Here is a 21,509-nt window from a genome sequence, read left to right on the forward strand (position 1 = left end):
CCCTCGGGCACAACGTCACCGGCAGGCGCCGCTCTCCGGAGCGGCGCCTGCCGGCGTGTTTGCGGCGTCAGCCCTTCGGCGACCCGCCGCCCGACGGCTGTGCCCCCTTCTTCAGGAAGCCCATGTCCTCGTAGACGGGGGTCTGGAAGCCGAAGGCCCCGACGTTCGCGAGGTTCTTGCGGACGGCCGTCAGCTGGGGGCGCTGGTAGAGGGGGATCGAACCGGCCGCCGCCCAGATGCGGGCGTCGGCCTTGCGCAGCAGGCCGGCCTGCTCGTCCTCGTCCAGGGTGGTGATGGCCTGGTCGAAGAGCTGGTCGACCTGGTCGGTGCCGACGCGGGTGTAGTTCTGCTGGACGTTCAGGGAGCCGTCGGCGGCCGGTACGGGCTTGGCGTAGATGGGGCGGGCGTCGGTGGCCGGCCAGGCGGAGGCGGGCCAGGAGTACAGCGCGAGGTCGAACTGCCCGGAGGCGATGTGGTCCCGGAAGTAGCTCTCGTCGGGGACCCTGGTGATCTCCGTGCCGACGCCGACCTTCTTGAGCATGGCGGTCACCCGGTCGGCCACCTTGCGCAGCGTGTCCGAGCCGGGGCCGGAGGGAACCACGAAGCGCAGCGTGAGCGGCTTGCCGTCCTTGGCCAGCGGCCCGGCGGCGGCGCCGGGCCGCGGCGCGGCGGTGCCCTTGGGGGCGTAGGCGCCGGGCGCGCCGCCCTGCTTGAGATGGTCGTTCGTATACTGTCTGCCGTCCTGGGCGAGTTGCGTGGCGCCCTCGTCGCCCGGCCCTCGCTGCTCCCGTTGGTCCTTGTGGTCCCGCTCCTGCTCGCTCGGGCCGGGTGCCTTGCCGTCCTCCACGTGGTCGTTCTGGCCGACGCGGTGCGTCCCGTCGCCGTCCCCGGCGGAGTTCTGTGAGCCGTGGCCGTCGCCGCCGGCCGCCTTGTCCCCCTTTTTGGGCTCCTTGGACTCCTTGGGGTCCTTCTGCTCCTTGACCGGCCCTGGCACCCAGCCGGCGTCCGCGAGCAGGTCCCGCGCCTGGGCGGTGTCCTGGCCGCCGAGGGCGTCGCTGCTGTCGGCGTAGGCGTTCTGGCCGGACACGGCGAGGTGGCTGCCGACCGGGACCGCGGGCAGGCCGAGCGGCTTCAGGACGATCTCGGCGAGTTCCTTGCGGTCCAGCGCGTGCGCCACCGCGTGGCGGACGCGCTCGTCGGCCAGGGGGCCCTCGGAACCGTTGAGGGCGAGCTGGGTGTACGCGGGCTCCAGCGACTTGCGCACCTGGAAGTCGCGCAGCACCTGCTGCTGCCGCGGGTACGTGGTGAGCGACGTGCGCTCCGCCGCCAGGGCGCGGCGCTCGCGCTCGGCGGCCTGCTCGTCGGATCCGTGCAGCACCGCCCAGGAGAGCAGCGCCCTGGCGGCGGTGCGGCCGCCGGCCGGGCCCTGGAGGGGGCTGCCGCCCCGGGCGCCGGCGGACGTGATCCGCGGGACGTCGGCGGGGTCGATGTCGGCCACGTCCACGGAACCCTCGGCGAGGGCGGCGGCCCGCTTGTCGCGCGGCACCTCGTGCAGCACGATCTCGGACAGCTTGACCGGGCGGCCCCACCAGCGCGGATTGCGGCCGAGGACGATGTCCTTGGCCTTGGTGTCGATCTTCTGCACGGCGAACGGTCCGGCGCTGACCGCCAGCTTCCTGCGGGCGTCGTCGTTGAAGGCGTTCGCGGTGCCCATGACGTCCTTCGGGTACAGCGGCGAGAACAGCGACCGCCAGTCGGCGTAGGGGCGGGCGAAGGTGACCCGGACCTCCAGGTCGTTGGCGCCGCGCTCGATCTTCTCGATGCGGTCGTATCCGGCGTTGCGGGCGGTCCAGTACGCCGAGTTCTTGCCGGACAGGGCGCGCCACTGGGCGGCGAAGTCCGCGGCGCCGATCTCGCGGCCGTCGCTCCAGACGGCCTGCTGGTTGAGCCGGTAGACGACGACCTGCTTGGGCTCGGTCTCGACCACCCGGGCGGACTCCAGGAAGTCGGCGTCGGGCTGCGGGTGGCCGTTCGCGTCGAGCCGGAACATGGTGGGCAGCACGGCCTGGGCGATGCGGGTGGTGCCGGCGTCGGCGTCCGCCTGGAAGGCGTTCAGCGTCTGCGGCATCGCGTCCACCGCCCAGCGCAGCCTGCCTCCGTCGGCGATCTGCTTGCGGGCTGCGGGTGCGATGTCCTGGGCGGCCAGCGGCTTGTTGCCCTCGTCGTCCGAGCCGCAGCCGGCGAGGAGGGGCACCGCGAGGGCGCCCGCGGTCAGGAAGGCGACCGAGCGCATGACCGCGCGCGGACCGACACCGTCGTAGGACATCTGCGCTACCTCCGTGGAGCCGCTCCCGCCGGTGGCACGGGTGGGGTTTGATCGCATTTGGCGGTATTTTGGTGCTCATCAGATCTACGGCCCACTGAAGAGGAAAGGGTTCGTCAGCCGGAGGCGACACGGCGGAGCGGGTCCGGAAGGTCACCCGTTCGGCGCAGGTCGTTCCCGGCGCACACAGAGCGCGTGCGGGCGTGCGTGTGGGATGTGCAATCCGCCAATCGCGGCACATCCCTTCCCACCGACAGGTGTGACGCGCAACACTCGCAGGCGCATGAACGTTGCCGCCTAGGGCTGTACGCCCATGGAAGCGAGGTCACGTCATGTCCGTGCACGACGACCTGACGTCGGTCCAGCGAGCCCTCGACGATCTGCTGCGGTCGGTGGGCCGACTGGAGCAGCAACTCGGTGGCGGGCTGGAGATACGCCGCGTGCGTACCGACGCCGACCACCTGCGGGAGAGTGTGGCCCTGCTGCGCGAGACCTCCCAGAGCCAGGCCGCCCCCCAGCGGCCCTCGCTCGTCACCATCTCCGACGCTCCCTACGACATTTCCCTGTGGACGGACTCGGACGACGAGGGACTCGGCGCCCGCGACCGCCACGCCCCCTAACCGACCGCGCATGACCCGAAGGGGCTCGGCACCGGCTCCAGTGCCCCGGAGGCGAGCCCGACAGGAAGGTGCGTCCCGCATTGGCCACAGGTACGGAACCTCCCGGCACACAACCCCATCCGCTCGGCGGCGGTGTCCGCTCCCCCGGGCGGGCCTCGATCGCTGCCCGGCATCTGCGGACCGACCGCTGGTGGCTGGCGCCCGCCGCCACCGCGGCCGGACTGCTCGCGTTCGTCGTGTACTCGACCTGGCGGGCTTTCGCGAACGCGCACTACTACGCGGCGCCGTACGTCTCGCCGTTCTACTCGCCGTGTCTGGCGCAGAACTGCCGGACCATGCACGCGGGACCCAACGCCGACCTGTTCGGCAGCTGGTGGGCCATCTCCCCGGCGATCATCATCCTGATCTTCCCGCTGGGCTTCCGGCTGACCTGCTACTACTACCGGAAGGCCTACTACCGGGGCTTCTGGGCGTCCCCGCCGGCCTGCGCGGTCGCCGAGCCGCACCGCAAGTACACCGGTGAGACCCGCTTCCCGCTGATCCTGCAGAACGTCCACCGGTACTTCTTCTACGCGGCGATCCTGGTCGCCGGCGTGCTGACCTACGACACCGTGCTGGCCTTCCGCGACCAGCACTACCGCTGGGGCCACATGGGCCTCGGCACCCTGGTCTTCCTGGCCAACATCGTGCTGATCTGGGCGTACACGGTCTCCTGCCACTCCTGCCGGCACATCGTGGGCGGCAAGCTCAAGCACTTCTCGAAGCATCCGGTGCGCTACCGCCTCTGGCAGTTCGTGAGCCGGCTGAACGCCCGCCACATGCAGCTCGCCTGGGCCTCGCTGTTCAGCGTGGCGCTCGCCGACTTCTACGTGTTCCTGGTCGCCTCCGGCGCCTTCGACGATCCGCGGTTCTTCTGATGAGTACGACGAGTGGGGCCTTGTGATGTCCGTGGTGGACCGGCAGGAGTGGGACGTCGTCGTGGTGGGCGCGGGCGGCGCCGGGCTGCGGGCCGCGATCGAGGCGCGCGAGCGCGGGGCGCGTACCGCGGTGATCTGCAAGTCGCTGTTCGGCAAGGCGCACACGGTGATGGCCGAGGGCGGCATCGCGGCGGCCATGGCCAACGCCAACGAGCACGACAACTGGCAGGTCCACTTCCGCGACACCATGCGCGGCGGCAAGTTCCTCAACCAGTGGCGGATGGCCGAGCTGCACGCGCAGGAGGCGCCGCAGCGGGTGTGGGAGCTGGAGACCTGGGGCGCGCTGTTCGACCGTACGAAGGACGGCCGGATCTCGCAGCGCAACTTCGGCGGGCACGAGTACCCGCGCCTGGCGCACGTCGGCGACCGTACGGGCCTGGAGCTGATCCGGACGCTCCAGCAGAAGATCGTCTCGTTGCAGCAGGAGGACAAGAGGGAGACCGGGGACTACGAGTCCCGTCTGAAGGTCTTCCAGGAGTGCACGGTGACGAGGGTCCTCAAAGACGGCGACCGCGTCTGCGGGGTCTTCGCCTACGAGCGCGAGTCCGGCCGCTTCTTCGTGCTGGAGGCGCCCTCGGTCGTCATCGCGACCGGCGGCATCGGCAAGTCGTTCAAGGTGACGTCCAACTCGTGGGAGTACACCGGCGACGGACACGCGCTCGCGCTGCTCGCCGGGGCGCCGCTGCTGAACATGGAGTTCGTGCAGTTCCATCCGACGGGCATGGTCTGGCCGCCGTCGGTGAAGGGCATCCTCGTCACCGAGTCGGTCCGCGGCGACGGCGGAGTGCTGCGCAACTCCGAGGACGAGCGGTTCATGTTCGACTACATCCCCGACGTCTTCAAGGAGAAGTACGCCGAGTCGGAGGAGGAGGCGGACCGCTGGTACGAGGACCCGGACAACAACCGGCGCCCGCCGGAGCTGCTGCCCCGTGACGAGGTCGCCCGCGCCATCAACTCCGAGGTCAAGGCAGGTCGCGGCTCACCGCACGGCGGGGTGTTCCTGGATGTGTCGACGCGGATGCCGGCCGAGGTCGTCCGCCGCCGGCTGCCCTCGATGTACCACCAGTTCAAGGAGCTGGCCGACGTCGACATCACGGCGGAGCCGATGGAGGTCGGCCCGACCTGTCACTACGTCATGGGCGGCATCGCGGTCGACTCCGACACGGCGGCCGCCCGCGGCGTGCCGGGGCTGTTCGCGGCCGGGGAGGTCGCAGGCGGTATGCACGGCTCCAACCGGCTCGGCGGCAACTCGCTGTCCGACCTGCTGGTGTTCGGGCGCCGGGCCGGGTGGCACGCGGCCGAGTACGCGCGGGGGGCGGCGCGCGAACGCCCGGCCGTGGACGGCGCCCAGGTGGACGCGGCGGCCGCGGAGGCGCTGCGGCCGTTCTCGGCGGAGGGCGGTCAGGACGGGGAACCGGCGGGCGGGCCACCGGAGAACCCGTACACCCTGCACCAGGAACTCCAGCAGACCATGAACGACCTGGTCGGCATCATCCGCCGCGAGGGCGAGATGGAGCAGGCGCTGAAGAAGCTCGCCGAACTGCGGGTACGGGCGCGGCGCGCCGGGGTCGAGGGGCACCGGCAGTTCAACCCCGGCTGGCACCTCGCGCTCGACCTGCGGAACATGCTGCTGGTCAGCGAGTGCGTGGCGCGCGCCGCGCTGGAGCGCACGGAGTCGCGCGGCGGGCACACCCGGGAGGACTGCCCGTCGATGGAGCGCGCCTGGCGCCGGATCAACCTGCTGTGCCGGCTGACCGACCCGACGGGCGGGCTGGCGGCGACGGACCCCGTACGCGGCCAGATCACCCTCTCCCGGGAGACCACCGAACCCATCCGCCCCGACCTGCTCGCCCTCTTCGAGAAGGAGGAGCTGGTCAAGTACCTCACCGAAGAGGAGCTGTACGAGTGAGCAGCTACGAGGCCCGCTTCAAGGTGTGGCGGGGTGACGCTCGGGGCGGGGGCCTGGAGGACTTCGCGGTCGAGGTCAACGAAGGCGAGGTGGTCCTTGACATCGTCCACCGGATCCAGGCCACCCAGGCGCCGGATCTCGCCGTGCGCTGGAACTGCAAGGCGGGCAAGTGCGGTTCGTGCTCTGCGGAGATCAACGGGCGGCCCCGGCTGATGTGCATGACCCGTATGTCGGTCTTCGAGCCCGAGGAGACGATCACCGTCTCCCCGCTGCGGACCTTCCCGGTCGTGCGTGACCTGGTGACGGACGTCGGCTACAACTACGCCAAGGCGCGCGAGGTTCCGGCCTTCGTCCCGCCGGACGGTCTCGGTCCCGGCGAGTACCGCATGTTCCAGGAGGACGTGGACCGGCCGCAGGAGTTCCGCAAGTGCATCGAGTGTTTCCTGTGCCAGGACGTGTGCCATGTCGTGCGCGACCACGAGGACAACAAGCGGGCGTACGCGGGCCCGCGTTTCCTGATGCGCGTCGCCGAACTCGACATGCACCCGCTGGACGCCGCCGCCGACACCGGCCTGGACCGCAAGCGCGCGGCCCAGGACGACCACGGGCTCGGCTACTGCAACATCACCAAGTGCTGCACGGAGGTCTGCCCCGAGGGCATCAGGATCACCGACAACGCGCTGATCCCCTTGAAGGAACGGGCCGTCGACCGCAAGTACGACCCGCTGGTGTGGCTGGGCTCGAAGATCGGGCGGCGGTCGTCCTAGGCCCCGTCCTGCGGGCGGTTCAGGGAGTCCGTGCGGGGGCGCTGGGACAGGTGCTGGAGGAACGTGCCCAGGAAGAACACGGCCAAGCCGACGAGCGCGAGGTTGAAGTGGGCGGCCGGCCTGCTGCTGAGCGGACCGAGGCCCAGGAACGCGCCCATGCCGACGGCGGCGGTCAGTGAGCCGTACCCCCACTGCTTGGGCCGCAGGACCTTTTTCCAGCCGACCGGCGGCACCCAACCGGTCGTGATCGCCGCGATCCCGATCACGGCCACCCCCGTCACGGCCACGACGGCCAGCGCGGTCGTCCCCATCGCCATCCACTCCATACCGGTCATTCTCCCATCAGCGTCGTGATCATGACAGTCGAACCCAGCCGTCCCGGTATGCGGTCCAGTCGCCCTCCGTGGCGGCGAAGTCGACGTACAGCGCGACGCCGAAGCGCTCGCGACCGGCGTCCGTGCGGGAGAGGCCGAGGCGGACGCCGCGGACGGCGGCGGGGACCGTTTCGGCGGAGGCGCGGTGGCCGAAGCGGTTGTCGTGGAAGAACGGCAGGCCCATCAGCAGGTCGGTCGTGGGCGGGGTGGCCTCCAGGGCGAGGGAGGTCTGCTGGGCGACGTAGCCGCCGTACAGGCTGGGCAGCGGCTGCATGGTGTCGTACGACATCAGGGCGATCTGGTCGACACGGCGGGCGACCTGGGCGAAGTACGCCTGCGACCACCACTTGGGGTGGTTGGTGAGCGTGCCCCACACGGAGTGGAAGGCGGGCAGCGGGTCGATCTGGTGGGCGGCGACGGACAGGGGGACGCCGTGGGCGCGGGTGACGGCGCGCAGGTCGTCGAGCAGGTCGAGGTAGTCGCGGTCGCCGGAGTGCAGCGGCTCCAGGTCGAAGTGGGCGCCGTCGAAACCGTCCGCCAGGATCTCGCGGGTGGAGGTGACGACGGCCACGCGCGTCGCGGCCCGCTCCAGCCGCATCCCGTCCGGGCTCTCGGTGGCCAGTTCGTCCCCGAGCCACGCCTGCACACGTACGCCGGGCAGCGCTCGGTGAACGGTCGGAATCAGCCAACCAGCTTTGGAATAGGATGACTTGGGGAGCGTGCCGTCGTGTTCGAGCGGTCCCGCGTGCACGTAGAGGTCGCGGATGCCGGTGCCGCGCAGGCGCCGGGCAAGAGCCGCGACATCGGCGTCCGTCTTCCTGCCGTCCACCCAGGCGTGGCCCAGCCAGATCGCGTCCTGGCCCCTGGTGTACGTCCCGTCGGCGGGGTCGCCCGTGTAGTTCACCCGCAGGGCGGTCTCGGCGGCGAGCAGCGGCAACACCAGCAGCAGGACGACACCGAGGGCGACACGACGGACCCAGCGCAGCCCACGACGCCGCCGGGACGGCGGACCCGCGCGCCCCGGATCGGGGTCGGTGCGCGCCGTGTCCACGGCGCGTGACGCGTCGGCGGCTTCTCGCCCGGCAACGGTGCCACCCGTACCGGACGCGCTCGCCGCGCGTGTGCCGCCGTCCTTGCCGGTCTCGCTCCCCGCGCGGGTGCTGTCGTCCCTGCCGGTCGCGCTTTCCGCGCCGGTGGTCTCTCGCTCACCGGCGGGGTCGTCCGTGCCGGACGCGTCCTCCCCGCCGGTGATACTGACCCCGCCGGTCGCGGGCTCCACGCCGGCGGTCTTCCGCCCGCCGGTGATGTCATCCGTACCGGAGGCATTCTCCGCACCGGTGGTACCGGCCCTGGCGGTCCCGCTTCCCCCTCCGGCAGTGTCGTGCCTGCCACTGCCGCCACCCGTACCGCTCGCGCTCCCCGTGTCGGACGCCGGCTCCGCGCCGGCGGTCCTCCGCCCGCCCGAGGTGTCGTCCGTAGCGGACGCGGCCTCGCCACCAGGCGTGCCTGTCGTGCTTTCCCGGCCGGACGTTTCTTGTCTGCCGGTGGTGTTCTTCATGCCGGTGTCCCCTCCCGCGTTGCCGCGTCCCGTCGGCCCCACCAGTGCCGCAGCCCCGGTCGCGTGCCCGCTCGGGCGGTCATACGCTCCCGAATGTGACGGCATCGGTGTTCCGGGCGGCCCGGCCGCGGCGCGCGACACGCCGCCCGCCGGGACGGATCGCGCACAGCGTGCTGTGTGGCGCGGCGGGCCTGGTGTGGCTGGTGCTTCCGGGGATGACGATCAACAGCGACGCCGCGGTTGCGCTCCCCCGGACCCCTCCGGTGACCGCCACCGCCGCACAGCGGCACGACGAGACCTCGCCGGGCTATCTCGCCCTGCCGCTCGTGGCGGTGGGCGCGGCGGGGGTGCTCGCCGGATACGGGTACGTCCGGCGGACCCGGCGGTCCAGGACCCGTACGACCCCCGGCGGCGGCCCCGCCCCGCCCTCCGCGTCGTGGCGACCGCCGCCGCCGCCCGATGAACTCGACGGTAGATCAACAGAGTTGATCCGCCTCGCGGACGACTGGGTGCGCACCAGCCGAGAGGAACTCGGCTTCGCCGAGGCGCGGTTCGGCGCGGCGGCCGTCGAGCCGTTCGCACGGGCGGTGCGGGAGGCGGAGGCGGAGTTCGCCGCCGCCTGCCGGATGCGGGAGCGCTACGACCACGGGGTCCCCGAGGACGCGGCCGCCCGGCAACAGGCGCTGGCCGGCGTGGTCGGACGCTGTGAGGAGGCGGGGCGGCTGCTGGACGCGGAGGCCGCCGCGTTCGACGAACTGCGCGGCCTGGAACGGGGACCGGGTGAGGCGCTGGAGGTCGCGGAGGCGCGGTTCCGGAAGTTGGCGGGGCGCACGGGGACCGCCGCATCGACCGTCGCCGCGCTCCGCGAACGGTACGGGCCGGCGGCCGTCGCGTCCGTCACGGGACACGTGGAGCAGGCCAAGGACCGCCTGCTGCTGGCCACCTCCCGACTGAACCGGGCCCGCCAGTCGGCGGACTCGGGAAACCCCCGGGCTGCGGCCTGTCACCTGCGCGTGGCCGAGGGAGCGATCGCCCAGATCGCGGTGTTCGTGCACGGCGTCGAACGGCTGGCCGAGGAGCTGTCGACCGCCGAGCGACTCGTACCGGCGGCGCTCGGCGGCGCGGAGGCGGACCTCGAGGCGATCCGGCGAGCGGCCGAGTCCGCCACCGCGCAACTGACCGGCGACCCGGACCGCGCCACCGCGCCCACCCCGGAGTCGGCCAAGTCCCGCAAGTCCGCGCAGCGCACGGCCGAAGGCCCGGCCCCGGAAACGGCCACCGCCTCGGACGAGGCACCCGCCCTCGCGGCGGGCACTCCCTCGGCGGCCGTCCCCGTCGACGTCGCCGCCGGTGAGCTGCGCGCCCGCGTCACGCACGCCGACCTGGAGCTGGCCCACGTACGCGTACACGCCGAGCCCGCCGCGGGGCCGTACGACCCGCTGGCCACGCTGCGGCGGATCGTGCGGGCGACCGCGCCGACCGGGACCCGGCGGGCCGGTGTCCTGGCGCCCGCCGAGGAACTCGTCGCCCGCAGCGCCGTCGCCGCCGCCGACGACTTCGTCGGCACGCACCGGGCCGCGGTCGGCGCCACGGCCCGCATCCGGCTGTCGGAGGCGCTGCGCCTCCTCCCGACCGACCCACAGACCTCCGACACCCTGGCCCGCCAGGCCCACGACCTCGCCGAACAGGACGTACGCCTGCACGGCAACCCGTGCACCGCCACCACCGACCCGTCCGCCGGCGCCACCGGAGCGGTGCTCGGCGGCATCCTCCTGGCCGAGGATCCCGACGGCGGTCCGCCCGCCTGCTACGGCGGCCCGCGGACGCGGGGGCGTCGCCGTCCGGGACCGGCGGCGTAGACGGTGGCCGGGCGGAGCGGTCAGAACAGGCTCAGCAGCGCCTCCGCCGGGTCGATCAGGTCGTTCTCCCCGTCGGGCAGGGGGAGTTCGAACCAGACCGTCTTGCCGCGGGGGGTGCGGCGGGAGCCCCAGGCGGCGCTGAGCAGGCCCACGAGCTGGAGGCCGCGGCCGCCCTCGTCGGTGTCGCGGGCACGGCGGCGGCGCGGCTGGACGAGGCCGGAGTCCCACACCTCGCAGACCAGGGTGCGGTCGAGCAGGAGGCGGAGCCTGATCTCGCCCTCGCCGTAGCGCAGGGCGTTGGTGACGAGTTCGCTGACGAGGAGTTCGGTGGTGTCGATCAGCGGTTCGAGGTCCCAGGCGGTCAGCTGGGCGCGGGCGTACTCGCGGGCGCGGCCGACGCTGCGGGGTTCGCGCGGCAGGGCCCAGTCGCCGACGGACTCGGCGGGCAGGCCCTGGACGCGGGCCATCAGCAGCGCGATGTCGTCCTCGCCGTGGTGGGAGCCGAGCGTGTTGAGGATGTGGTCGCAGACGTCCTCCAGGGGGCGGGAGGGGTCCGTGAGGGCGCCGACGAAGGCCTGGAGGCCCTCGTCCAGGGGGTGGTCGCGGGATTCGACCAGGCCGTCCGTGTAGAGGGCCAGCAGGGCGCCCTCGGGGAGTTCGACCTCCACCTCCTCGAAGGGTTCGCCGCCGACCCCGAGCGGCATGCCGGGCGGCACGTCCAGCATCAGCGCGGACTCGCCGGGTTCGACGAGCACCGGCGGCAGATGGCCGGCGTTGGCGAAGGTGCACCGCCGGGTGACCGCGTCGTAGACGGCGTAGATACAGGTCGCCAGGTACACCTCGGAGAGGTCGGCCTCGCGGGGGCGGCGCGCGGCCCGGGTGGCCTGCTGGACACCGCCGGGCGCGCCGAGACCGCGGGCGATCTCGTCCAACTGGGAGAGGACCTCGGCCGGTTCCAGGTCGAGCAGGGCCAGCGTGCGTACGGCCGTGCGCAGTTCGCCCATGGCGACGGCGGCGCGCAGACCGCGGCCCATGACGTCACCGACGACCAGCGCGGTGCGGTGGCCGGGGAGTTCGATGACGTCGAACCAGTCGCCGCCGACCTCGCTGGGCCGGCCGGTGGCGGCGCTGCCGGGCAGGTAGCGGCAGGCGATGTCGAGACCGGAGGCCTCGGGGTCGCCGGGCGGGAGCAGGGACCGCTGCAGTATCAGAGCGCGTTCGTGTTCGCGCCGGTACAGGCGGGCGTTGTCGATGCAGACGGCGGCGCGCGCGGCGAGTTCGACGGCGAGGTCGCGGTCGCGCTGGCCGAACGGCTCGCTGCCCTTGGTCCGGGCGAACTGCGCGAGTCCCACCACCGTGTCCTGGGCGACCATCGGCACGGCCAGCGTGGTCTGCACGAGACCGCCGTCCTCACCGGGCACGGTCGTCGGGCGGGCGGTGCGCAGGGCGTCCGCGCGGGGCGAGTTGAACGGGTAGCGGAGGACGGCGCCGAGTTCGACGTGTGCGCCGGTGCCGCCGAACGGCGCGCCGGAGACCGCGCTGGCGAAGGCGACGCGGCGCAGTTCGGCGCTGCCGTCGGCGAGGCCGGGCGGGGTCTCGTCGCCGACCAGCAGGCCCTGGTAGAGGTCGACGGTCGCCAGGTCGCAGAAGCCGGGGACCACGACGTCGAGGAGTTCGCGCGCGGTGGTCTCCAGGTCGAGGGAGTTGCCGATGCGGGCGCCGGCCTCGTTGAGGAGGGCGAGGTTGCGCCGCGCGGCGGCGGCCTCACGGGCGGCGTCGCGGCGGGCGGTGATGTCGGTCCCGAGCCAGGCGATGCCGATGGTGCGGCCGCTGCCGCTGTGCACGCGGTAGAGGTTGACGGACCAGTGGCGGCGCCCGTCGGTTCCCGGCACGAAGCCGGAGACGTGCATGTCCGTGATGGACTGCCCGTTCTCCAGTACCCGGCGCAGGGTGGCGGTGACCCGCTCGGCCTCGCCGCGCGGCAGGTAGTCGTGCACGCCCCTGCCGCGGTGGTCGTCCGGCGAGCCGCCGAAGATCGAGGCGAACCGCTCGTTGGCGCGGCGGACCTTGAGGTCGGTGTCGATCAGCAGGAAACCGAACGGGGATTGACCGAAAATCGCCTGCGAGGCGGCGAGGTCGGTCTCGATCCGCCGCAGGGTGCGGACGTCGACGACGGTGCACACGGCGGCCCTGTCGCCCTCCACCGTGGTCGTCGGCATCACGTAGACCTCGGCGAGTCCCTCCTCACCGCGCCGGCCGTCCTCGTCGTCCGGGATCCGGAAGGGGACCACGCCGGTCCACTCCCGCCCGTCGAGGATCTCGGCCATCTTGCGCTGGCCGTGCTCGCGCAGGTCGGGGTCGACGAACGCCTCGATGGGGTCCATCCCGACGGCGCGTTCGGCGGGGATGCCGAAGAGCCGCTCGGCGCGCAGGCTCCACTGGTCGACGTGGCCGTCGGGGCCGATGGAGAAGGAGGCGACCTTGATGTAGTCGTACATCGAGCCGGGCGGGCTGCTCTGCCACATGGCGTCCCCGGACGGCGCCCCGTCGGCCGCACCGCCGCCCGCGGACCCCGCCATCGCGCCGTCCGACGGGTCCTCGGACTCCGTGGCCTTCGCTGGTATCTCGCTCACGCGAACCGTCCCCTCCAGCTCACCGCGTCCGGCACCGGTCACCGGGGGCGGCTGCCCGCAGTATCCAGCACTACGGCGCCGCACAACACGGTGTTCACGATCACAGGACCATCCCGATGCTTTCCGGTCCGGGCCTGCGACAACACCATCAGTCTTCTAACCAGGCAGGACCGGGTCGAATCCCGCTCGCGGACAACCGTCGCCGGCCGCCGCCGGCCGCTGCGCGGCGGGGGCTGTCCGGCGGGCTCCGCGCACGGCCCGTCCACCGCTCCGCTCACCCCGGGACGGCCAGTTCGAACCAGACCGTCTTGCCGGCGTCGTCCGGCCGGGTGCCCCAGCGGCGGGAGGTGGAAGCGAGCAGTTGCAGGCCGCGGCCGGACTCGTCGTCCGGGCGGGCCGGACGCTCGCGGGGCGGGTCGGGCAGCGGGTCGGAGACCTCGACCAGCAGCAGCTTGGGCAGGTCCGCGCGGCGCAGCAGCCGAACGCCGATGGGACCGGTCGCGTGCCGCAGGGAGTTGGTGACCAGTTCGCTCACCAGCAGGGCCGCAGTGTCGCCGAGCGCGTCCATGTCCCAGCTGCGCAGCTTGCCGCGGACGGCGGCGCGGGCCGTGCGCACCGCGCCGGGATCCGCGGGAAAGGTCCACTCGGCGGTGTCGCCATCGGTGTCGATCACGCCGTTCACTTCCCAGGCACGCCGATCACCTCGCGGGCCGGCGAGCCCACCCATGTCCGGTTTCAGAGGACTAAAGGGGACATACCCGGCATCCAGGGGGCATTACCGCTCGCGACGGTGCGGTGTGGCACGAACGGCGTACCCGGCGCACGCCCTACGTCTCCCGTGCGCCCCGGACTTTGACGGAGCACACGATGACTCTCACGCCCCGGGGGCGCCGTCCGTCGGGCCGACTCCGAGGTGGGTGAGGGTCTGCCGCACGGCGGGCACGTCCTGGTCCAGCCAGGGGACGCTCCAGATCTCGGCCGGGGTGAGCCAGCGCAGGTCGTCGTGGTCCTGGAGGGGCTTGGGGTCGGCGGAGCCGGGGCGCAGCCGCGCGGTCCACACCTGGAGTTCGTACGGCGGTCGCAGGGGCCAGCTGCCCGGCACCCGCTCGACGGCCTCGGTCTCGACGCCGAGCTCCTCGCGCAACTCGCGTACGAGAGCGGCCTCGGGCCGCTCACCGGGCTCGACCTTGCCGCCCGGCAGCTCCCAACGGCCGGCCAGCTCGGCGGGCGCGCTGCGGCGCGCGGCGAGCAGGCGGCCGCCGTCGAGCAGGGCGGCACCGACCACCACGATCCGTTCGCTCATGCGCCGGAGCCTACGGGAGCGGGCCTGCGTCCGGCGAAGGGGTCAGCCGTCGCCGCCCGCACCGCCGGCGCTCTGCCCGATCCGCTCGACCCAGTACAGCTGGGTGTCCGGACCGTCGAGGCTTTCCGCGATCTTCTGGGCCTCGGCGCGGGTGGCGTACCGGCCCACGCTGTACCGATTGCCGTTGTCGTCCTGCCGGACGACGAGCCAGGGAAGGGTGATCGTGCTGTCGTTCATCGCGCCCCCACTGCTCCTTCCCGCCCCTGTGCGTCCGGCTCCCGGCCCCCGCCGCGTCCCGCCCGTTGAGGAAACCGCACTCCGCATATGCCTGAGCCTACGCCCAACCTTCACGCAGCGAATACGGCTTTTCACAAAGAGGTAGGCAACCGGCCAGTACGGGAGCCGGTCGCCCGGGGCGCACGGGGACGAACGCGCCGTGCGAGGGCCTCTGTACATCCGCTCGGGGGCATGCGGCAGCCGCGGTGGCGACCTGCGAGAACGGCCGGAATACGGCGCACGGGCGGGGCGACGCGACAGACGGACGGGCGGGCCGGGCGCCGAGGGGGCGCACACCACCCCCGGGGAATCACCGCTTCCGGGCCTGCTTCCCAGCTTGCTTCCGGGCCGGCGCCCGCCCCGCCGCGCCCCCTGCCGCACGGTCCTGCGGCGCGTCTCCTACCTCACCGGCAGGTGGTACGCCACCCGGTAGCGGTCGGCGGGGATCACGACGTCCGCCGTCTCCACGGGGCGGCCGGAGGCGTAGAAGGTGCGCTGGACGACGACCACGACATGGCCGGGGACACCGCCGAGGGCGTGCAGTTCCTCGGCGAGGCCGGGGCGGGCGCCGACCTCCTCGGTGACGTTGTCGACGATGACGTCGATGGCGCGCATGCGCTCGACCACGCCCATGCCGCCGAGCGGGCCCTCCTCGGGGAGCATGACAGGGGTGCGGCCGGTGAGCGTGAGCGGCTCCCAGGAGGTGGAGAGCATCATCGCCTCGCCGGCGTCCCGGAACACGTACTTGGTACGCATCACGCGGTCGCCGGGCTTGATGCCGAGCCGCTCGGCGATGGCGCCGCTCGCCTCGGCCTGTGTGCTGCTCGACTCCCAGGTGCCGCGCACCTCGGCGTCGGCCTGCTCCTGCCGGAACGGTGTGGCGCCGCCGGTGAGGCGGAAGCCGGAACGGGCGACCCGGCGCGGCACGGGCCGCTCGCGCACATACGTCCCCGAGCCGGAGCGGCCCTCGACCAGCCCCTCGGCCATCAGCACCTTGCGGGCCTCGAGCGCGACCGTGTCCGAGACCCCGTACTCCTCGCGGATTCTGGCCTGTGAGGGCAGCCGGGTGTGCGGGGGCAGCAGACCGTCGACGATCTTCTTGCGGAGATCATCCGCGACGCGCAGGTACGCCGGCTGCTCACCGAAAGTCACTGGCCGCTCCCATCAAGTTGTACAGACAGCAACAGCGTGGCAACCACGGGTTGTACTTGCAAGCAGGGGCCAGAGAATCACTCGAAGTGATGACTTGCGGGCGGCGAAGGCATGCCCAGGCGCTTTCTCCCCGCTACGGCCGCCGTCACACCTCCACATGGCTGAAAACGGAAGCGTCGGGGGCGAGGAGGCGAGGCCGAGTGCGACGGACGTGCCGTGCGGGAGTCATGACGGGGCGTCGGCGAACCTCGCCCCTTAACCTCCGTACATGACACCTCTGCCGGACCGCTACTGCCCCACCGACGGCGTCCGCGTCCCCGGCGACTCCCTCGCCTGGCGCTGCCCGACCTGCCACGGCCCGCTCGATCTCGACTTCTCGCCCACCCCGGCGTCCCTGAAGTCCCTCACCGGGAGGGTGAACTCCCTGTGGCGGTACGCGGAGACGCTGCCGATGCCCGCGCCCACGCTGTCCCTCGGCGAGGGCCGCACCCCCCTGGTGCCGCTGACGGACGAGGTCTCGGCGAAGCTGGACTTCCTGATGCCGACGCTGTCGTTCAAGGACCGGGGCGCGGTGCTGCTGGCCGAACTGGCGCTGCGCGCCGAACCGCGCCGGGTGGTCGCCGACAGCAGCGGCAACGCGGGCACGGCGATCGCCGCGTACTGCGCCCGCGCGCGGCTGCCGTGCACGGTGTACGTCCCGCTCGGCACGTCGGCGAAGAAGTTGGAGCAGATCGAGGCGCACGGCGCCCGCCTGGAGGTGGTCGACGGCAACCGCGAGGCGGCGGGCAGGGCCGCGCAGCGCGCCGCGGACGAGCCGGACACGTTCTACGCCTCACACGTCTTCAACCCGTACTTCCTGCACGGCACGAAGACCTACGTGCACGAGTTGTGGGAGGACCTCGGCGGGCGCCTGCCGGAGGTCCTGGTCCTGCCGGTGGGGAACGGCACGCTGCTGCTGGGCGCGGCGCTGGCGATCGCCGAGCTGTTCGGGGCCGGTCTGCTGGACCGGCGCCCCGCGCTGTGGGCGGTGCAGGCGGCGGCGGTCGCCCCGCTCGCCCGCGCCTGGGAGGAGGGCGCGGAGGAACTCACCGGCTCGACCCCCGTGGCCCCCACCCACGCCGAGGGCATCGCCGTCCCCCACCCGCCCCGGGCCCGCCAGATCCTGCGCGCGGTACGGGCCTCGGGCGGCACCTTCCTGACCGTGACGGAGGACCGCATCCGCCACGCCCAGCTGGACCTGGCCTCCCGCGGCCTGTACGTCGAGTCGACGGGCGCGGTCTGCTGGGCGGCGATCCGCGAGGGCGCCCTCGGCGGGAAGTCGGCGGTGGTCCCCCTGTGCGGCGCGGGCCTGAAGTCGGGCCTGGCCCGTCCCTAACCCCGGCTGGGCCACTCCTTCCTGGTCCGGAACGGTCCGGCGGGGGCAGGGCCGGCTGGGACGGGACCGGCTGGGTCGGGACCGGCGCAGTTCGGCTCGGTGCCATGTCCGGGGTGGTCCGGGCGGTCCGGGCGGTCCGGGCGGTCCGGGCGGTGCCGTGCTCGGCCCGGTTCAGCGCGGCGCAGCGCCCTGTCCGGCCCGGCCCGCGGCCATGCCCGGCCCGGTGCCCAGCCCAGCCCGGCGCAGCGTCATGTCCGGCCCAGCGCAGGGCCCGGCCCGGTTCGGCACGGTCCGGCCTGGTGTCCTGCCCAGCGCGGCGCAGCGCCATGCCCGGCCGGGCGCCGGGGCGGTCCTGGCCTCGTCGGCCCGGCGCGGGGCTCTCCGGTGGCTCGGTGGCCGGTTGTGCGGTGGTGGACCGGCGGGGCCGGGACCCGGCGGTCCGGTGGTGTCGGTGGCGAGGGGCCCGCTCGGCCCGTACGGCCCGTACGGCCAGGGTGTTCCGGAGCGGATCGGGGGCGACCGCTCCACGGCGAGGCCGGCGCGGGCAAGGCGTAGGGCGCCTCCCCCCGCACATCGGCACATCGACGCGTCGACTCATCGATGCCGTCGTGCCGGTCGGCCGGTCAGCCCGTTCCGGCCTTCGCGTTCTCGGACAGGCGCCGTTGTTCCTCCTCGACGATGCGGCGGGCCAGGCCGGCGTCGGAGACGTCGACGGCGTCCGGCGTGGCGTCGGCCATGTCGCTGCGCCGGGCGAAGGCGTCGAACAGCCGTTCCTTGCGTGCCAGGATGCGCAGCAGCCGGTCGTCGACGCTGTCGGCGGCCAGCAACCGGTGGACCCGGACGGCGCGGATCTGGCCCATGCGGTGGACCCGGGCCACGGCCTGGTGCTCCAGGGTCGGTTTGACCTGGGGTTCGCACAGGATCACCACGGAGGCGGTCTGGAGGTTGAGGCCGATGCCGCCCGCCTCGATCTGGGAGAGCAGCACGGCGTGGCCGGACGCCCCGGTGAAGTCGTCGACCAGCCGCTGCCGGCGGGCCGCCGGGACGCTTCCGGAGATCGGCCCGAACGCGCTGTCGCCCAGGGCCTCGCGGACGGCGTCGAGCACGTCCCGGAAGTAGGAGAACACCACTGCCTTCAGCCCGTTCGCGGCGGCCTCCGCGACGAGTTCCCGCAGCCGTCGCAGCTTCGCGGACGTCTCCGGATCCGCGTAGGCGGCCCGGCGCATCGCCATGAATTTCCCGTCGGCGACCGCCTCGCGGTACGCCGCCCGGTCGGCGGGGCCGAGTTCCACCCACTCGTCGGTGTGCACCAGCGCGGGCAGTTCGGTGAGCACGTCCTCCTGGTTGCGGCGCAGGTAGGCGGGGGCCACCGAGCGGCGGAAGGCGTGCGGTCCGGCGGCCGCGTCGGTGCCGCTGACCGCGGGCACCAACTCGGGCCGGAGGTGGCGCAGCAGGGCGCGGAACTCCTCGACCCGGTTCTCCATCGGCGTACCGGTCAGGAACAGCACGCGCTCGCAGCGTCCGGTCCACACGGCGACCGAGCGGGATCTGCGGGTGTCCGGGTTCTTCACGTAGTGGGCCTCGTCGACGACGAGCATGCCCGGCGGTGTGCCGTCGGGTCCGGGCAGGGTGTGCAGGACGTCGAAGGTGGTGACGGCGACCCCGCCGCGCTCGCGCCATTCGGCGTGGGCGTCCTGCCGGTCCGGGCCGTGCACGGCGAGGACGCGCAGGGTGCTGCGGGCGTGGATCTCACGGGTCCAGTTGATGAGGACGCTGGCCGGGCAGACCACCAGGAAGTGGCTGTGCCCCTCGGCCGCGAGATGGGCCAGGGCCGCGACGGCCTGCACGGTCTTGCCCAGGCCCATCTCGTCGCCGAGGACCACCCGCCGCTGGGCGAGCGCGAAACGGGCGCCGAACTCCTGGTAGCCGCGCAGGGACACCCGGCGGTGGGCGTCGTCGAGCCGCTGGGCGTGGACCCGTTCGGCCACCTCCGACGGGACGAAGCCCTCGCTCGCGGCGGCGTCCGGGCGCTGTTCGGAGACCTCGGCGAGCAGGCCGTAGTACTCCGCGGGGCGCAGTTCGAAGTCGACCCAGGCCTCGATGTCGGAGGCGGCCGGGCGCAGCAGGTCGGTGGAGGCCTGGGCGAGCAGCAGGCGTACGCCGGTGGCGGCCGCGTCGGCGAGCAGTGCGCCGAGCTCGGCGGCCGCGGCCAGGGCGCGTTCGCGGCGCTCGCGGCGGGCCAGCGCCAGCCGCAGCCGTCCGCCGGCCGGCCGGGCCGCGGGCAGCAGCTCGGTCAACCGGGTGTCCAGCCGCTCGGCCGCGTCGAGGGCGCGGCGCAGTTCCGGGCCGGCCTCGACGAGCCGGTGCAGGGCGACCACCAGGGCGGTGGTGCGGGGCTCGGGGTGGTCGACGTCGATGCGGACGGTGACGGTGTCGGCCACGGCCCGCGCGATCTGCCGGGCGGCGGCCAGCGCCCGGTCGGCGGTCTGCTCGCCCACGCCGGGCACCTGCCGCAGTTCGTACCGGCTCGCCTCGTGCACCGCGCGTACGGTGCGCAGACCCGCCGCCTCCACGGCGCCGAGGCGCAGCCGTCCCTCGGTGACGTCCCTGAGCCGTGCCACGGGGATGGACTCCAGCTCCAGGGCGACGAGTTCGTCCCGCAAGGGCTCGAAGGCCGCGCGGACGGCGGCCAGGGCGCCGGCCTGGTCCGTGCGGAGGTTCCGCGCCGCCTCGTGCAGCCGCGCGCCCTGCTCGCACACCTCTCGGACCCCGCGCCCGGCCCGCGGCAGAACCTCCCCCTCCACGTCACCCCCGTCTCTCCGTACCGCACGGACCTCCCCGCCGTGCGGTGCGCGTCCATCGTGGCACGCGGCACCGGCATCGGACCCGGGCGGCCCGGCCCGGCGGTCCACTGGGGGGACGGTGGCCGACGAGCGGCGAAGTGGGGTGCGTCACAGTGGTCGTGACGACCGGCCCGCGCGGGCCCCACCATGGTCGTCCCGCCGCGCCCCGCGACTTCCGCACGACCGCGGGCGCGGAAGCAGAGGAAGGCAGGAGACTCGGATGCCACCACGGAAGTACCCCTCCGCGCCGCTGGAGCCGCGCCCCTCGGGCCTCATGGGTCGTGTCTTCGTCCCGGCCGGCGACGGTCCCCGGAGCTCCCCCGCGCTCATGGAATGGGAACTGCGGGGCGAGTCGTGGACGGACGAGCATCCGCACGACGAGTTCAACTACGTCCTGGAGGGCCACTTGTACGTCGAGTGCGACGGAGTGACCGTCGAGGCACGCGCCGGTGAGGCCGTCCAGGTCCCCACCGGTGCCACGGGCCGGTACTGGGCGCCGGAGTACGCGCGCCTGCTCGCCGTGTACGGCCCCAACCCCGAAGGTCTTCCGAGCCGGGTGCACGAGCACCGGCGGCTGACCGAGCACGAGTCGGCCAACTAGCCGGGCCGACAGGCCGGTTGAGCGTTCACTGGAGCACCACGGTGCGCCGGCCGTGGACCACCACCCGCCCCTCGCAGTGCCAACGCACCGCCTTGACCAGTGCGGCCGACTCCACGTCCCGGCCGACGGCGACGAGGTCCTCGGGGGTGTGGGTGTGGTCGACGCCGATGACCTCCTGGGCGATGATCGGCCCCTCGTCGAGCTCGGCCGTGACGTAGTGGGCGGTCGCGCCCACCACCTTGACGCCGTGCTCGTACGCCTGGTGGTAGGGCTTGGCGCCCTTGAAGCTCGGCAGGAAGGAATGGTGGATGTTGATCAGCCGGCCGGCGAGCCGCGCGCACAGACCGTCGGACAGCACCTGCATGTAACGGGCGAGGACGACCAGTTCCACGCCGAGCTCGTCCACGACGCCGAGCAGCCGCTCTTCGGCGGCCCCCTTGGTGGCGGCGGTCACGGGGAGGTGGAAGTGGGGGATGCCGTACCACTGGGCGAGTGCCTCGTGGTCGCGGTGGTTGGAGACCACCGCGACCACGTCGATCGGCAGGTCGCCGGAACGGGCCCGGAAGAGCAGGTCGTTGAGGCAGTGGCCGTAGCGGGACACCATGATCAGGACGCGACGCCTGGAGCCGGCCGGTTCCAGCCGCCAGCTCATGGCGAAGGGGGCCGCCACGGCGGCGAAGTCCCGGCGCAGGAGGCGGGTTTCATCCGCGCCGCCGGTGGCGGAGGCGAACCGCACCCGCATGAAGAAGTGGCCGCCGCGGTGGTCGCCGAACTGCTGGTTGTCGATGATGTCGCAGCCGTGGTCCACCAGGTAACGGGTGACCGCGTGCACGATGCCGGGAGCCTCCGGGCAGTCGAGAGTGAGCACGTGCTCGACCGGAGGGGCCGGGGAAGCCGGTGCGGCCCGGGTGGCCGGGTTGGCCGGGGTGTCAGCCATGG

17 protein-coding genes are annotated in these 21,509 nt (G+C 73.3%); 7 read left to right on the top strand and 10 right to left on the bottom strand.

Annotated elements, in window-relative coordinates:
• Nucleotides 1-67: 67 nt before the first annotated feature.
• Complete coding sequence (locus TNCT6_RS10155) at nt 68-2,326, bottom strand: ABC transporter family substrate-binding protein (protein WP_141366291.1); 2,259 nt, start codon at nt 2,324-2,326, stop codon at nt 68-70.
• Between the two features lie 329 nt (nt 2,327-2,655).
• On the opposite strand from TNCT6_RS10155, the gene TNCT6_RS10160 reads away from it, so the two are divergent.
• From TNCT6_RS10160 to TNCT6_RS10175, 4 genes are all read left to right on the top strand, one after another.
• Complete coding sequence (locus TNCT6_RS10160; RefSeq protein ID WP_141358749.1) at nt 2,656-2,943, top strand: hypothetical protein; 288 nt, start codon at nt 2,656-2,658, stop codon at nt 2,941-2,943.
• Between the two features lie 80 nt (nt 2,944-3,023).
• Nucleotides 3,024-3,860: a hypothetical protein gene (locus tag TNCT6_RS10165; RefSeq protein ID WP_141358751.1), complete on the top strand. Its 837-nt coding sequence runs from the start codon at nt 3,024-3,026 to the stop codon at nt 3,858-3,860.
• A 25-nt stretch (nt 3,861-3,885) separates the two neighbouring features.
• Nucleotides 3,886-5,829: a fumarate reductase/succinate dehydrogenase flavoprotein subunit gene (locus tag TNCT6_RS10170; protein WP_141358753.1), complete on the top strand. Its 1,944-nt coding sequence runs from the start codon at nt 3,886-3,888 to the stop codon at nt 5,827-5,829.
• The gene (locus TNCT6_RS10175; protein ID WP_141358755.1) at nt 5,826-6,596 is read left to right on the top strand and encodes a succinate dehydrogenase/fumarate reductase iron-sulfur subunit; all 771 of its coding nucleotides are present in this window, start codon (nt 5,826-5,828) and stop codon (nt 6,594-6,596) included. The genes TNCT6_RS10170 and TNCT6_RS10175 overlap by 4 nt, the downstream gene beginning before the upstream one ends.
• Here TNCT6_RS10175 and TNCT6_RS10180 read toward each other — a convergent pair.
• Nucleotides 6,593-6,931: a hypothetical protein gene (locus TNCT6_RS10180; RefSeq protein WP_141358757.1), complete on the bottom strand. Its 339-nt coding sequence runs from the start codon at nt 6,929-6,931 to the stop codon at nt 6,593-6,595. The two genes, TNCT6_RS10175 and TNCT6_RS10180, sit on opposite strands and share 4 nt — an antisense overlap.
• A 19-nt stretch (nt 6,932-6,950) precedes the next feature.
• Nucleotides 6,951-8,021, bottom strand: coding sequence for a hypothetical protein (locus TNCT6_RS10185; RefSeq protein ID WP_253266398.1), 1,071 nt, complete (start codon nt 8,019-8,021; stop codon nt 6,951-6,953).
• A gap of 602 nt (nt 8,022-8,623) precedes the next feature.
• Here TNCT6_RS10185 and TNCT6_RS10190 point away from each other — a divergent pair.
• Nucleotides 8,624-10,387 (top strand): hypothetical protein, encoded by a 1,764-nt coding sequence (locus tag TNCT6_RS10190; protein ID WP_141358759.1) that lies wholly within the window; start codon nt 8,624-8,626, stop codon nt 10,385-10,387.
• A gap of 20 nt (nt 10,388-10,407) precedes the next feature.
• On the opposite strand, the gene TNCT6_RS10195 is transcribed toward TNCT6_RS10190, so the two are convergent.
• The 5 genes from TNCT6_RS10195 to TNCT6_RS10215 form a co-directional block, all read right to left on the bottom strand.
• Nucleotides 10,408-13,020 carry a SpoIIE family protein phosphatase gene (locus TNCT6_RS10195; protein WP_141358761.1) on the bottom strand — a complete coding sequence of 871 codons (2,613 nt, stop codon included), beginning with the start codon at nt 13,018-13,020 and terminating at the stop codon, nt 10,408-10,410.
• Between the two features lie 274 nt (nt 13,021-13,294).
• On the bottom strand, nt 13,295-13,747 hold the full coding sequence (locus tag TNCT6_RS10200; RefSeq protein ID WP_141358763.1) for an ATP-binding protein: 453 nt from the start codon (nt 13,745-13,747) through the stop codon (nt 13,295-13,297).
• Between the two features lie 147 nt (nt 13,748-13,894).
• Complete coding sequence (locus TNCT6_RS10205; protein WP_141358765.1) at nt 13,895-14,323, bottom strand: (deoxy)nucleoside triphosphate pyrophosphohydrolase; 429 nt, start codon at nt 14,321-14,323, stop codon at nt 13,895-13,897.
• Nucleotides 14,324-14,365: 42 nt separating this feature from the next.
• Entirely contained in the window at nt 14,366-14,560 is a 195-nt protein-coding gene (locus TNCT6_RS10210) for an SPOR domain-containing protein (protein WP_141358767.1), read from the bottom strand.
• Between the two features lie 438 nt (nt 14,561-14,998).
• Nucleotides 14,999-15,751 (bottom strand): GntR family transcriptional regulator, encoded by a 753-nt coding sequence (locus TNCT6_RS10215; protein WP_141358769.1) that lies wholly within the window; start codon nt 15,749-15,751, stop codon nt 14,999-15,001.
• A gap of 268 nt (nt 15,752-16,019) precedes the next feature.
• On the opposite strand from TNCT6_RS10215, the gene TNCT6_RS10220 reads away from it, so the two are divergent.
• Nucleotides 16,020-17,126: a pyridoxal-phosphate dependent enzyme gene (locus tag TNCT6_RS10220; protein ID WP_141358771.1), complete on the top strand. Its 1,107-nt coding sequence runs from the start codon at nt 16,020-16,022 to the stop codon at nt 17,124-17,126.
• Between the two features lie 623 nt (nt 17,127-17,749).
• Here the strand turns inward: TNCT6_RS10220 and TNCT6_RS10225 are convergent.
• Nucleotides 17,750-19,930 carry a DEAD/DEAH box helicase gene (locus TNCT6_RS10225; protein ID WP_141358773.1) on the bottom strand — a complete coding sequence of 727 codons (2,181 nt, stop codon included), beginning with the start codon at nt 19,928-19,930 and terminating at the stop codon, nt 17,750-17,752.
• Between the two features lie 259 nt (nt 19,931-20,189).
• Between TNCT6_RS10225 and TNCT6_RS10230 the strand changes: the two genes are divergently transcribed.
• Complete coding sequence (locus TNCT6_RS10230; RefSeq protein WP_141358775.1) at nt 20,190-20,570, top strand: cupin domain-containing protein; 381 nt, start codon at nt 20,190-20,192, stop codon at nt 20,568-20,570.
• A 25-nt stretch (nt 20,571-20,595) separates the two neighbouring features.
• On the opposite strand, the gene purU is transcribed toward TNCT6_RS10230, so the two are convergent.
• Nucleotides 20,596-21,507, bottom strand: a complete 912-nt coding sequence (gene purU, locus TNCT6_RS10235; RefSeq protein WP_141358777.1) for a formyltetrahydrofolate deformylase — start codon at nt 21,505-21,507, stop codon at nt 20,596-20,598.
• Nucleotides 21,508-21,509 lie beyond the last annotated feature (2 nt).

The sequence above is a fragment of the Streptomyces sp. 6-11-2 genome (assembly GCF_006540305.1).
Taxonomy (GTDB): domain Bacteria; phylum Actinomycetota; class Actinomycetes; order Streptomycetales; family Streptomycetaceae; genus Streptomyces.